The organism is Sporosarcina saromensis (genome assembly GCF_054901285.1).
In genome coordinates this window covers 73,706-88,061 of the sequence record NZ_CM142738.1, presented here as the reverse complement: position 1 = coordinate 88,061, position 14,356 = coordinate 73,706, and the positions used below count along the sequence as shown (strand labels likewise).

Here is a 14,356-nt window from a genome sequence, read left to right as displayed (position 1 = left end):
GTTTACGAAAAGGAGAACATACATAATGGAGGAAACGATTAGTTTACAAGACTTGTTCCGGACGCTTAAAAAGCGGATCGGCCTCATTTTCATGATTACGATCTTAGCAATGGGGGTTGCAGCTGTCGTAAGTTATTTTTTCATGACGCCAATCTACCAATCTTCCACACAAATATTAGTCAATCAAAAAGCGGATGAGACGAACCAATTCAACCAGCAAGCGATTCAAACGAATTTGCAGTTGATTAATACGTACAATGTCATTATAAAAAGTCCCGCGATTCTTTCAAAAGTCATTGAGCAACTAGACTTGGAGACGACGCCTGCTGAGCTAAATGGTCAATTGACAGTGAACAGTGCACAAAACTCGCAAGTCGTAAGCTTGACGGTACAAGACGAGAATCCATACCGGTCAGTCGATATCGCGAATACGACAGCAGAAGTGTTCCAAGCGGAGATCAAGACGTTGATGAATGTCGATAATGTCAATATTTTGTCGCCGGCAATTCCGAGTGACAATCCGTCACCGGTGAAGCCACGAAAATTGTTGAACATTGCAATTGCAGCAATCGTTGGACTTATGCTTGGCGTCGGCCTAGCGTTCCTACTTGAGTATTTGGATACGACAGTGAAGACTGAACAAGATATCGAGGAATTTGTCGGGTTACCGTTGCTGGGTATTGTGAGTAAATTGCCGGACGAACATTTCCGAGCGGCTGCTTCATCGAGAAGGACACAACGGAGTAAGGAGAAAGCGTATGTTCAATAGACGTAAACAAAAGAAAATCCGGACCTCTGCAAGAAGTTTAGTTGCACATGATGATCCGAAGTCGATCGTTTCGGAACAATTTCGAACGATTCGGACAGGTATCGACTTTTCGTTGCCGGACAAGGAATTGGAAACGCTGTTAGTTACCTCTTCTACACCGAGTGAAGGGAAGTCGACTGTTTCTGCGAATACGTCGATTGTTTTTGCGCAAAACGGCAAACGTGTGTTGCTCGTCGATGCGGACATGCGAAAGCCATCAGTCCATTACACATTCGATTTAACGAATAATGTTGGCTTAACGGACGTACTTGCGAAAAATGCAACTGTTCAAGAAGCTGTAAAAACGACAGATATCGACAATTTACATGTCTTGACGTGTGGACCGCTTCCACCGAATCCGGCTGAGTTGCTTGGATCGAAATCGATGGAGACGTTTATGGAGAGTGTCAAAGAGCAATACGACCTCGTTGTATTTGATACACCCCCAATCCTTTCTGTGACGGATGGGCTTGTTTTGGCGAATAAATGTGACGGCGTCGTCGTTGTTGTCCGCTCAGGTGTAACGGAGAAGGAGAATATCGTTAAAACGAAGGAAGCGCTTTTACTTTCAAAAGCGAATATTTTCGGCGTTGTTTTGAACAGCTTTGAGCTAACGAAAGAACATTACTATTACAATTATTATGGCGTAAATGAGTAAAAGGGGATCACCTCTTTTGCTCTTTTTACATTTAGAAGGGGAATTTCCAATGATTGATATGCATTCTCATATTTTATACAACGTAGATGATGGTCCTGTAAATCTAGATGGGACATTGGCTATTGTGGAAGCGGCAGTTAAAGAGGGGATTACAGAAATGATTGCGACGCCCCATGCTTCCAGCCCGCAATATGATGTACCGATGGCAACGGTAATTGAACAAGTGGCGGCATTGTCGACAATTTTGTATGAACAAGGCATTCCATTAGCCATCCATGCAGGCCAAGAAGTGCGCTTACACGAAAATCTCGTGGATAATTTAAAAGTACGTAAATTACTGACGCTCGCCAACTCTAGGTATGTATTACTAGAGTTACCGTCTCAGACCGTTCCAATCTATACAGTTAAGGTCATTGAGCAACTTGTAGCGGAAGGATATGTACCGATTATTGCACATCCGGAACGCAATCGGGCCATTGCGGAAAAACCGGAGCGGTTACAGCGGCTCATCCGGCATGGCGCTTTTGCCCAAGTAACGGCTGGAAGTGTATCCGGTCATTTCGGAAAAGGCGTTCAAGACTTAGCGTTGCGGTTGATCGAGGCGAATTGCATCCATACGTATGGATCTGATGTTCATAACACGGACACACGACCGCTTGCCTTTGCAGAAGGGTTAACCGTGTTGGAAAAGAAAAGGCATTCTGAAATAATCGAGATTCTACTTGAAAATAATGAACGGATTCTTGACGATCGACAACTCATTCATTTAGAAATGGACGAAGTACGTAAGAAGCAGTGGTGGAAGATTGGGATTAAAAGTTAAAAGTCTACGAAGTTGTGATAAAAATAGTAAGTTTTTCACGGTAAAAAATAATTTGAACAAAGTGAAAATATGAAAATCGTTGTGGTCTTTGTCGAAATTGACTGCTATACTAGTATTTAGTTGCAGGAAAAGTAGAAAAAAAGCAGGAATTTTTTCATATAAAGGACGTGAGTACTATAACGATCAAGAAAAGATTGACGATGTTGGTTTTTGTTGATTCTTTTATCGTCTTATTTTCCATTTATATTGGTTATTTCATGTTGTCACCGACACCGACGTTAATTTACAGCAAGATGTTATTAGTGAGTGCACTAACGATCCAACTAGCGCATCATTTCTTCGCTTGGCGTTATGGCTTGTACCGTAAAGCATGGACGTACGCATCAATTGGTGAATTAAAGTCCATCTTTAAAGCCGTGTCGTTCACGATCGTTATTGTAGCCCTCGTCCAACTCGCTATTAAACAAGATATTTATGTACGGGCATTAGCGATTACGTGGATGCTTCATATTTTGCTAATTGGTGGATCGAGATTATCGTGGCGTTTGTACAGAGATACGTTTTTGAACAACGAAGATACGAGTGGGGCGAAACGAACGATGATTGTCGGGGCTGGGCAAGCAGGGAGTGTCATCGTGCGGCAAATTTCCCAAAATCCAGATTGCGGCATGAACCCGATTCTGTTCGTGGATGATGACGTAAAGAAGCACGGCCTCGAACTGTTCGGTGTGAAAATCGCAGGGGGTACGAAGTATATACCCGAATTTGTTCATGATAATGCTATTGAGAAAATCATTATTGCGATTCCTTCGATGGGGAAACAAGAGATGGCGGAGCTCGTGAAGATTTGCGTCGCTACAGGGACAAGAACGCAGACGATTCCACGGATTGAAGACCTCATGACGGGAAAAGTGTCCGTCTCTGATATCCAAGATGTGAAGATCGAAGACTTGCTCGGAAGAGAAGAAGTGAAATTGGACATGGAGGCCATTGCAAGCAAACTGACCGACAAAACGATTTTGATCACCGGTGCAGGGGGATCGATCGGTTCAGAAATTTGTCGGCAGGTGAATCGGTTCACACCGAAAAAAATCATTTTGCTTGGTCATGGCGAAAACTCCATTTACTTAATAGAACGCGAACTACGTGCAAAAGTTGCACCGACTACAGAACTTGTCCCGGTCATTGCAGACGTCCAAGACCGACAACGCATTTTTGACATCGTGTCGGAGCATAACCCGGATGTCATTTACCATGCAGCGGCACATAAACACGTACCGCTTATGGAAGCGAACCCGATGGAAGCTGTGAAGAACAACATATTTGGTACAAAGAACGTCGCAGAAGCTGCGCACATGTTCGGCGTCCCGTATTTCGTTCTCGTCTCCACCGACAAAGCGGTCAACCCACCGAACGTCATGGGTGCAACGAAGCGTTTTGCTGAAATGATTGTTCAAAATCTTGCGAAGAAAAGTGACACGAAATTTGCAGCAGTACGATTCGGCAACGTCCTCGGATCACGCGGCAGTGTCGTTCCATTGTTCAAGAAACAAATCGCAGCGGGCGGTCCGGTGACGGTAACCGATCCAGAAATGACCCGTTACTTCATGACGATTCCAGAAGCATCACGACTTGTCATTCAAGCGGGAACATTAGCGAATGGTGGAGAAGTATTCGTCCTCGACATGGGTGAACCGGTTAAGATTGTCGACTTGGCGAAAAACCTTATTAGACTATCAGGCTATAACGAGAATGATATTAGAATTGAATATAGTGGTATCCGTCCTGGCGAGAAGTTGTTTGAAGAGCTGTTGAATGAGAGTGAGCGACAAAGTGAGTATGTGTTCCCGAAGATTTACGTTGGAAAGGCGACGCCGATTACGGAGGCCGAGCAGCAGTTTGTGTTGGACAAGTTGTTGGACATGGGGACGGATGAGTTGCGGGATACGTTGGTAGGGTTGGCGAATCGGAAGGTTGTTGGAACGAAGATGAAGGTGCCGGTGTGAGTTCTATTGGTTCAAGGTATAGTGAAATCCCGAGTGATGCTTGGTATAGACACAATTCATGCACTTCGAAATGTGGCTGTACCTGGCAACACCGTTTAATTCAGATTGCCCATCACTTATTTGCTTGGTTTTCGGCTTGTATCGAAAGGCTTGGACGTACGCTTCAAATCGGTGAGTTGAAATCGATTTTCAAGGCGGTTACATGGACTATCATTGTGGTTGCTGCGATTAAATTACTTGTTGCACAAGAAATTTAATTCAGAGCATTGGGAATCCCGTGGATTCTCCATATCTTGTTAATTGGCGGATCGAGACTCTCTTGGTGGTTATACCGAGACACTGTTAACTGGGAACATGATGTAGAAGCAAAGCGACGATGATTGTCGGGGCTGGATAAACAGGGAGTATGATTGTACGTCAAATTCTCCAAAATCCAGAATGTGGAATGACACTTGTGCTTTTCGTTGTTGACGATCGGATGAAACAAGGGCTTGAAATATTCGGCGTCAAAGTTTTAGGTGGGACGAAACATATACCGGCAATCGCAGAAGACAATGATATCGAAAAAATCATTATCGCCATTCTATCAATGGGCAAACAAGAACAGATGGAACTCTTGAAACGTTGTATGGATACGGTAATAAAAACACAAAAAATCCTTCGCATTGAAGATATCATGACGGGAAAGTTCTCTGTCACTGATATGTAAGACGTCAAAATCGAGGACTTGTCAGGTCGTGATGAAGTTGAACTTGATATGGAAGCAATTGCAAACAAGCTGAAGGCCGAAACGATCTTGATACTGTAGCTGGCGGCTCGATTAGATCGTAAATTTGTCGTCAAGTGAATCGGTTTACACTAATAAACTCATTTTGTTAGGGCATGGTGAAAACTCTATTTACTTAATAGAACGTGAGCATAGAGAAAAAGCTTTACCTGTGGCAGAACTGGTTCCGGCTATTGCGGATGTTCAAGATCGACACCGGATTTTTGATATCGTATCTGAGCATCAGCCGGATGTGATTTACCATGTGGCAGCGCATAAGCATGTACCGTTAATGGAAGTGAATTCGATGGAAGCTGTGAAAAACAATATTTTCGGTACAAAGAATGTGGAAGAAGCGGCGGATATGTTTGGAGTTTCGCATTTTGTATTAGTGCCGACGGATAAAGCGGTAAATCCTCCGAATGTGATGGGAGCGACGAAGTGCGGTTCGGTTTGGGAATGTCTTGGGCTCCCGTGGTAGTGTTGTGCCTATGTTTAGGAAGCAGATTGCGGCTGGATGGCCGGTTACGGTTACTGATCCAGAGATGACGCGTTATTTTGTGACATGACAATACCGGAAGCTTCGCGGTTTGTGATTCAGGCAGGTACGCTTGATCGTGGTGGAGAAGTGTTTGTGCTTGATATGGGTGAACCAGTGAAGACTGTAGATTTGGCGAAGCATCATATTAATCTTTTCGGTTATAGCGAAAATGAGATAAAGATAGAATATAGCGGAATCAGAGCTGGAAAGAAATTATTTGAAGAGCTGTTGAATGAGAATGAGCGGCAGAGTGAGTATGTGTTTCCGAAGATTTATGTTGGGAAGGCTACGCCAATTAGTGAGTTGGAGATGCAATATTTGTTGGACAATCTGCTTGATATAGGTAGTAGAAGAGTTGAAGGATACCCTTGTCGGACTCGCGAATCGGAAAGTTGTTGAAAGTACTCAAAAAATTCCAGTAGGTTAAATATATTTGAAAAGAAGGGTTTAAGAATGAATTTTGCAATAGTTGGTTGTGGCTTTATAGCGAAAAAACATGCAAATGCGATTCGAAATATAGAAAGTGCAAATCTAATTGCTGTTTGTGATAGAGTATCAGAGTTAATGGAACCTTATATTGTCGAATATGGTGCAACTCCTTATAATGACCTCGAAGAAATGCTTAAGAACTTTGAAATTGATGTAATAAGTATTTGTACACCAAGTGGATCCCACGCTGCCATTGCAGAATTAGCTGCACAGTATGGAAAACATATAATTGTAGAAAAGCCAATAGCAATGACTTTAGAAGAAGCGGACAGAATCATTACATCGGCAGAAATAAATAATGTCAAATTAGCTGTTGTTCACCCAAACCGTTTTCGCCCAGTCGTGCTTAAACTGAATGAAATAATGAAAAAAAACATATTAGGTCCGATTAGTCATGCACTTTGTATTGTTAACTGGAATCGAGGTCAGGATTATTATAATCAATCCCCTTGGCGAGGCACTAAGGAGCATGATGGGGGAGTTTTGATGAACCAGGCAATTCATAATCTGGATTTGCTTTTATCCTTCATGGGCAACCCAACAGAGATATTCAGCATGGAAGCTACTAGGTTCCATGAAATTGAGGCTGAAGATGTTTCAACCGGTATTATTCGTTTTGAATCTGGCGCTTTGGCAACAGTTCAAGCATCCACAAATGTCTACCCGAAAAACTATGAAGAATCTATCACTCTTTTTTGTAAGAAAGGAACTGTCAAAATAGGAGGCTCAAATGCTTTGTACTTTGAAACATTAGATATTCAAGATTTAGAGGATAGTGAAATCGAAAGGTATATCAATGAAATAAAGGCCGATCCATGGGGCACCACAGGACACGAGCAAATCATCAGAGATATAATGGCGGCAATACAAGAAAATAGACAACCAGCGGTTTCAGGAAAAGAAGGTAAAAAAGCACTCGAACTAGTACTAGCCTTCTATGAATCAGCTGATAAGAACAAACCGATTACTCTAAAATAAGGGGATAAATTGAATGACTACAACCAAAACAAGAGCACAAGAACTGATTACTAAATTAACATCGAAAACTGCTACAATTGGTGTAGTAGGACTAGGATATGTTGGCCTTCCACTTGCCGTTGAAAAAGCAAAAGCAGGATTTACTGTTATTGGATTTGACGTACAAGAAGAAAAAGTGCGTATGGTTAATAGTGGAAAAAACTATATAGGTGACGTCGTTCAAGAAGATCTAGAATCACTAGTATCCTCAGAAAAACTAAAAGCAACAGCAGACTACGCCTTCATTAGAGATGTCGATGCGGTTGCTATCTGTGTTCCTACCCCACTTGATATATACAAGCAACCAAACATGCAATACGTTGAAAGTTCCGCTAAAGCCATTGCAGCTCATGTAACCCCAGGAACACTAGTCGTTTTAGAAAGTACAACTTATCCAGGTACTACAGAAGAACTCATCAAGCCAATCTTGGTAGATGCTGGACTTATTATCGGGAAAGATGTATTCCTAGCCTATTCTCCTGAACGTGTCGATCCAGGTAACAAGCAATTTAATACCAAAAACACGCCGAAAGTCGTTGGTGGAGTGACTGAAGAATGCACAAAAGTGGCCGCTGCCATGTATCGTGCTGTTCTTGATGGAGATGTTCATGAAGTATCAAGCCCTTCGGTAGCTGAGATGGAAAAGTTATTGGAAAATACGTTCCGAAATATCAATATCGCTCTTGCTAATGAAATGGCAATCTTATGTCATAAAATGGATATTGATGTTTGGGAAGTCATTGATGCTGCTGCAACAAAACCATACGGCTTTATGCCGTTCTATCCAGGACCAGGTCTTGGAGGTCACTGCATTCCAATAGATCCATGGTACTTGACTTGGAAAGCGCGTGAGTATAATTATCATACTAAATTGATAGAAACTGCTGGAGAGATAAATGATAGTATGCCTGATTTTGTTATTCAGCGTTGTTCCGAAATCCTGAATGACCAATACAAATCACTCAACGGATCGAAAATTTTAGTACTTGGTGTGGCATACAAGAAAGACATTGACGATTACCGAGAATCACCAGTTTTACCTATACTTGAACGTTTAACAAAATTCGGTTCCAATTGGAAAGTTGTAGATCCTTACGTTCCTGAATTTATATTCAACGGCAAAGTGGTTGAGACGCTGGACTTGACAGAAGATATATTAAATGAAGCTGATCTTGTGGTAATTGCAACCAATCATAGTGAATTTGATTATAGGTTAATTAATACTTGTGCAAAATCTCTTTTGGATACAAGAAACACAAATCAAAAATTTAACAAAGAAAAATACTTCAAACTTTAATTTTTTTGGAATGAAATGAGGTTCTCTTAACTGATGAAAAACGCATTTATGAAACATGTTTTAACTTTGATGAAGGGGACCGCTATTGCACAGTTTTTGCCTGTTTTAATATCACCAATATTAACAAGAATGTATACTCCAGAAGAATTTGGCATATTCGCAATTTATATAGCAGTCATTTCAGTTTTAACCCCCATTGTTAGTGGAAGGTATGAGCTTGCAATTGCTTTGCCAAAAGAAGAAAGAAAAGCTTTATCATTATTCACTTTAACAATTATTATTAATTTGTGCGTGACTTTGGTTGCTATAATATTTATACTCTTTACCGCGGACAGAATAGTGGATCTATTGTCACTTCAAGATTCAGTTTGGCTTTACCTGCTTCCTATTGGATTATTCTTGGTAGGAATCTTTAATTCATTGACTTATTTAAATAATCGACATGGACGTTTCGGTTATTTAGCTAAGTCAAAAATTAACCAGTCAATTGCTATGGCGGTATCGCAACTATTTTTAGGCATTATAAAGCTCGGAAGTATCGGATTATTAATCGGTTATTGTATTGGGCAAATTAGCTCAATACTTAAATTACGTGAGAAAATTGAAATTACCACTAAAGTCAAGAAAGATAATATTAATAAAAAAGATCTTCTTTCAATTTCTAAGGAATATAATGAGTTTCCAAAATACTCCATGATTACTCATTCGACGGAGGCTCTCTCGACGAATATTCCGAATTTGTTGTTTAGTAAATTCTTCGGTACCCAATATACAGGCTATTATTCTTTAACAACAAGGACGATAAACCTACCAATGTCCCTAATAGGTAGATCTGTTGGGGATGTGTTTTTATCGACTGCGAGCAAACTCTATAGAGAGAATGGGAATTGCAAAGATATATATATCAAAACGCTCAAAATACTTGCAATTATCCCCGTGGTCCCATTTATATTTTTATTTTTATACGCTGAAGGATTATTCGCATTTGTCTTTGGTGAGGAATGGAGAATAGCTGGAAGTTATGCGAGAATACTAATCCCAGCATTATATGTTCAGTTCATTGCGAGCCCGCTTTCTCATATGTTTATCATAGCGAAAAAAGTAAAATTAGAATTCTTTATACAGGTAATTATATTAATTTTATCGGTATTGTCATTTATTATAGGTTACTACTATTTTAATTCTACAGTAATTTCACTAAGGTTTTTTTCCGGAGTCTTGATTTTAAAATATTCACTGTTTATGTTGTTGTCATATAGATTTGCGGCAAATAATGTCGAGGGTAGGAAAACTGAATGATCTTAGAAGCCTTTTTTACTTTTATTATACAAACTGCTTTTAGATTATATTTAAATTGTTAGTGAATTTTAGCAATATCACGGGTTTATTGCTAATGTCAATTTGATGAAGTTCTTCGAAAAAAACTTACTAATAGTAATAATTGATACACTAAATAACAGGTTCTAACGAAAGGAATAACCTTAAATGAAAAGCCAAGTCTGTACATTTTGTGTAATGGATACTACTGATCCTGACATAATATTTGATAGTGAAGGAGTTTGTAATCATTGTAGAAATGCGAAACTGATGGGAGAGCGTATTTGGTTTCCTAATAATGTTGGTCAGAGAAGATTGGACATTCTATTAAAAAAAATTAAAGCTGACGGGAAAGGAAAGCAATATGATGCGATTGTCGGTTTAAGCGGCGGAGTTGATAGTTCCTACTTGGTCTATAAAGCAAAAGAGTGGGGCCTTCGTTTATTGGTTCTTCATGTAGATGGTGGGTGGAATAATAAAATCGCGGAAGAAAATGTTAAAACTATTTGTGAGTATTCAAAAGCTGACTTGAAAGTTGTGAGGATAGATTGGGATGAAATGAGAGAAATGCAGTTAGCGTTTCTTAAGGCGGCTGTTCCGAATCAGGATATACCTCAGGATCATGCTTTTTTTGTAACTTTATATACTTACGCAGTAAAAAATAATATTCAATATGTATTAAATGGATCTAATTGGGAGACTGAAAATATCTTACCGAAGTCCTGGGGATACAATGCGATGGATGGGAAACACATTAAAGATATTTATCATAAGTATGGGAATAAGAAGTTGAAGAGCTTCCCTATTATGAACTTATACAAATTAAAGATATATTATCCATTCATTAAGAAGATGAAAATTATTAAACCATTGAATCTTCTTCCATATCATAAAGAAGAGGCAATGAAAGAACTTGAGAAAAATACGGGTTGGAGATATTACGGTGGAAAACACTATGAATCTATTTGGACAAAATTTTTTCAGTCGTACTATCTTCCTGAAAAATTTAACTTTGACAAAAGAAAAGCACATTTATCAAGTTTAATTGTATCAGGACAAATTACTCGTGAAGAAGCTTTAGAAGAGTTGAGAAAAGTTTCTTACGATGCAGATACATTAGAAGATGAAAAAAAGGAGATTGCTAATAAACTAGGAATTTCTAGAGAAGATTTGAATTCACTTATTTCTATTGAAAATCGTAGTCATTCAAATTATTATTGTACGGGCAATACACTTAGATATAGATTAATATTTAAAGTCCATGAGTTAATTAAAAGATAAATTAGAACTATGGTAAAAGAAAGGGTTTCATTTATGAAAATCTGCCATCTTACTTCTGTTCATACCCATACTGACACAAGAATATTTTTTAAAGAATGTACTTCTCTTGTTGATGCGGGGATTGAAGTGCATTTTATTGTCCCAGGTGCGCCCACTTCTATGATTAATGGCGTACATATCCACGGGGTTAAAAAAGAAACGGGAAACCGTTTAAAGCGCATGACCAAGACTGTTAAACATGTTTATGAAAAAGGATTAGAAATAGATGCAGATGTTTACCATTTTCATGATCCAGAGCTTATCCCGATTGGATTGAAGTTAAAGAAACTTGGTAAGAAAGTTATCTATGATGTACATGAAGATGTACCACGGCAAGTTTTAACAAAAAATTGGCTTCCGAAATATACACATATGTTAGTTTCTAAACTAGTGGAGAATTACGAAGATAGAGCTGCTAAGAAATTTGATGTAGTTATAACAGCGACTCCATTTATTCGGGACCGTTTTATAAGAATTGGGTGTAATGCTCAAGACATTAACAACTATCCTTTATTAAATGAGTTGAAAGTTGAAGGGATCAGCTGGTCGGAAAAAGAGAACGCTGTTTGTTATCTGGGTGGAATTTCCTTTATCAGAGGGATAAAGGAAATGGTGGAAGCTTTAGAGATTACAAGAGATGTTTCTTTGCTATTAGGTGGGAAGTTTACTGTACCTTCGGAAAAAGAAGTGATTGTGGAGCTAAAGGGCTGGAGTAAGGTAACTGAGCTTGGCTTTTTGGACCGAGATGGAGTTAGGGATACATATAGAATATCAAAAGCTGGTTTGGTGACATTGCAACCGACGATTAATTACATTGACGCACTTCCGGTTAAAATGTTTGAATATATGGCGGCTGGCATCCCGGTAATTGCATCAGATTTTCCAGTATGGCGAGGAATAATTGAGCAATTGAAATGTGGGATTTGTGTCGATCCGCTAAATCCTAGTGATATTGCTGATGCGATTAATTGGATATTAGAAAATCCCCAGGAGGCTGAGCAGATGGGGAAGAATGGACGACAATTAATCGAAACTAAATATAATTGGGAAGTTGAAAGTTTAAAGTTAATAGAAATATATGAATCATTAAAAGATGAGGAGTTTTAAATATGAAAATACCAATGCTTGATCTATCTCAACAATATTCTACACATAAAGATGAAATAATGATAAAGCTAGATGATTTGATGTCCTCTTCTCAATTTATACTCGGCAACCATGTAAAACAGATTGAAACTGATATAGCTGTATTAAGTAAAACAAAACATGGAATTGGAGTAGCAAACGGTTCTGATGCAATACATATTGCACTCCAAGCTGCAGGTGTCTCTGCAGGTGACGAAGTAATTACTCCATCATTCACTTTCTTCGCGACTGCAGGAGCAGTTGCAAGGGCAAATGCAACACCAGTATTTGTCGATATTGACCCTATTACATACAATATTGATCCATTAAAGATTGAAGCAGCAATTACAGAAAAAACGAAGGCTATTATACCTGTTCACTTATACGGTCAAATGGCAGATATGGATTCGATTCTAGAAATTGCAAAGAAATACAATTTGTATGTTATTGAAGATGCAGCACAGGCAATTGGTTCATCCTACAAAGGTAAACAAGTTGGCGAAATGAGTAGCGCTGCTACATACAGTTTTTTCCCTACCAAAAATTTAGGGGCTTACGGAGATGGTGGTATGATAGTTTCGAATGATGATGTACTTGCAGAACAAGCACGGGTAATTCGTGTCCATGGTAGCAAACCTAAGTATCACCATCATGTCTTAGGTTATAATAGCCGGTTAGATGAAATGCAGGCGGCCATCCTAAATGTTAAGTTGCCTCATTTATCCAAATGGAGTGAAAATCGTAGGAACCATGCAGCATATTATTCGAAGAAGCTAAATGAGACTGTCAGAAAATATGTAGTAACTCCTGTTGAAGTGGAAGGTAATTATCATGTATTCCATCAATATACGCTACGTACTCAAAAACGGGACGAGTTACAAGCATTCTTGGAGGAACAAGGTATTGCTACGATGATTTACTATCCGATTCCATTGCATTTACAACCAGTTTTCAAGGAGCTTGGCTATAAGGAAGGTGACTTACCTGAAACAGAGAAAGCAGCGAAAGAAGCATTGTCACTGCCAATGTTCCCTGAACTCAAACAAGAACAGCAAGACTATGTCATCTCGAAAATTGTGGAGTTTTATTCATGAAGAGAATTTTAACGATAGCAGGAACAAGACCTCAGCTAGTGAAGATTGCCGCAGTCTCAAGAGTCTTACGAGAATCATTTGAAGAGGTACTTGTTAATACAGGTCAACATTATGATTACAATATGGCAGGTGTGTTTTTCGATGAGCTGAACATACCAAAGCCAAATTATGAACTAGGTATTGGTTCAGATAATCATGGCAGGCAAACTGGTCGAATGATGATTGCAGTAGAAGAAGTTGTAGAAAAAGAAAAGCCGGATGCGATTCTTGTATATGGAGATACTAACTCAACTCTTGCAGGTGCAATAGTAGCAAGTAAACTTCATATCCCGATTATCCATATTGAAGCTGGTCTTCGAAGCTATAATAAAGAAATGCCAGAAGAGATAAATCGTATTATGACGGATCATGTATCCTCCTTATTATTTGCACCTACTGATGTAGCAGTTGGAAATTTGGCGAAAGAAGGTATAAATGAGGGAGTCTATAAAGTCGGAGACGTCATGTATGATGCCGTGCTTTACAATTTAGCATTAGCAGAAGAAAGATATTCACTGGCAAATTATGAATTAAACAGTGGTGATTATATACTAGGTACAATTCATAGAGCGGATAATACAGATAATAAAAAACGTTTAGAAGCAATATTGAAGGCTTTTTCAAAACTCGAAGATATTGTATATCTACCTTTACATCCACGCACGAAAAGTAAAATCGAATCATTTGGGCTGGATTCAATATTGGAACAGGCTGAGAATATTCGTAGTATAAAGCCGGTTTCTTATTTAGAGATGTTGTTGTTAGAGAAACATGCAAAAACAATTGTTACCGATTCTGGTGGTGTTCAAAAGGAAGCTTATTTTGCAAAAGTGCCTTGTATTACATTACGAGAACAGACGGAGTGGGTAGAAACAATAGAAACTGGTTGGAATCAATTAGTAAACCCATTAGAAGTTAATCTGGCCGAAAAACTCTCAAATCTCCAACTTGGAGAACCCATCGATGATTTATATGGAGATGGAGAAACAGCGAAGAAAATCGTTTCAATTATGCAATCATATTTCAAATAAGATAAAAAGCCGGTCATTTTTAAGA

The 14,356-nt window shown here is 39.0% G+C and carries 11 protein-coding genes and 1 pseudogene; all 12 read left to right on the top strand.

Annotation, left to right across the window (positions count from 1 at the left end; genetic code table 11):
• The first annotated feature begins 25 nt into the window (after window positions 1-25).
• The 12 genes and pseudogenes from ACVHUV_RS00400 (at window position 26) to wecB (ending at window position 14,331) form a co-directional block, all read left to right on the top strand.
• On the top strand, window positions 26-769 hold the full coding sequence (locus ACVHUV_RS00400) for a YveK family protein (RefSeq protein WP_462085735.1): 744 nt from the start codon (window positions 26-28) through the stop codon (window positions 767-769).
• Window positions 759-1,466: a CpsD/CapB family tyrosine-protein kinase gene (locus tag ACVHUV_RS00395; protein WP_462085734.1), complete on the top strand. Its 708-nt coding sequence runs from the start codon at window positions 759-761 to the stop codon at window positions 1,464-1,466. The genes ACVHUV_RS00400 and ACVHUV_RS00395 overlap by 11 nt, the downstream gene beginning before the upstream one ends.
• Window positions 1,467-1,515: 49 nt before the next feature.
• Window positions 1,516-2,289 (top strand): tyrosine-protein phosphatase, encoded by a 774-nt coding sequence (locus ACVHUV_RS00390; RefSeq protein WP_462085733.1) that lies wholly within the window; start codon window positions 1,516-1,518, stop codon window positions 2,287-2,289.
• Between the two features lie 176 nt (window positions 2,290-2,465).
• On the top strand, window positions 2,466-4,295 hold the full coding sequence (locus ACVHUV_RS00385; protein WP_462086955.1) for a polysaccharide biosynthesis protein: 1,830 nt from the start codon (window positions 2,466-2,468) through the stop codon (window positions 4,293-4,295).
• 104 nt (window positions 4,296-4,399) lie between these two features.
• Window positions 4,400-6,029 (top strand): annotated as a pseudogene (locus ACVHUV_RS00380) (polysaccharide biosynthesis protein); the annotation flags it as partial.
• A 26-nt stretch (window positions 6,030-6,055) separates the two neighbouring features.
• Entirely contained in the window at window positions 6,056-7,069 is a 1,014-nt protein-coding gene (locus tag ACVHUV_RS00375; RefSeq protein WP_462085732.1) for a Gfo/Idh/MocA family protein, read from the top strand.
• A 13-nt stretch (window positions 7,070-7,082) separates the two neighbouring features.
• Window positions 7,083-8,405 (top strand): nucleotide sugar dehydrogenase, encoded by a 1,323-nt coding sequence (locus ACVHUV_RS00370; RefSeq protein WP_462085731.1) that lies wholly within the window; start codon window positions 7,083-7,085, stop codon window positions 8,403-8,405.
• Between the two features lie 33 nt (window positions 8,406-8,438).
• Window positions 8,439-9,704, top strand: coding sequence for a lipopolysaccharide biosynthesis protein (locus ACVHUV_RS00365; RefSeq protein ID WP_462085730.1), 1,266 nt, complete (start codon window positions 8,439-8,441; stop codon window positions 9,702-9,704).
• 186 nt (window positions 9,705-9,890) lie between these two features.
• Complete coding sequence (locus ACVHUV_RS00360; RefSeq protein WP_462085729.1) at window positions 9,891-11,003, top strand: N-acetyl sugar amidotransferase; 1,113 nt, start codon at window positions 9,891-9,893, stop codon at window positions 11,001-11,003.
• Between the two features lie 33 nt (window positions 11,004-11,036).
• Complete coding sequence (locus tag ACVHUV_RS00355; protein ID WP_462085728.1) at window positions 11,037-12,149, top strand: glycosyltransferase family 4 protein; 1,113 nt, start codon at window positions 11,037-11,039, stop codon at window positions 12,147-12,149.
• Between the two features lie 2 nt (window positions 12,150-12,151).
• A complete protein-coding gene (locus ACVHUV_RS00350) occupies window positions 12,152-13,261 on the top strand; it encodes a DegT/DnrJ/EryC1/StrS family aminotransferase (RefSeq protein ID WP_462085727.1) in 1,110 nt (369 codons plus the stop codon).
• Window positions 13,258-14,331 (top strand): non-hydrolyzing UDP-N-acetylglucosamine 2-epimerase, encoded by a 1,074-nt coding sequence (wecB, locus tag ACVHUV_RS00345; protein WP_462085726.1) that lies wholly within the window; start codon window positions 13,258-13,260, stop codon window positions 14,329-14,331. The genes ACVHUV_RS00350 and wecB overlap by 4 nt, the downstream gene beginning before the upstream one ends.
• Window positions 14,332-14,356: the final 25 nt, after the last annotated feature.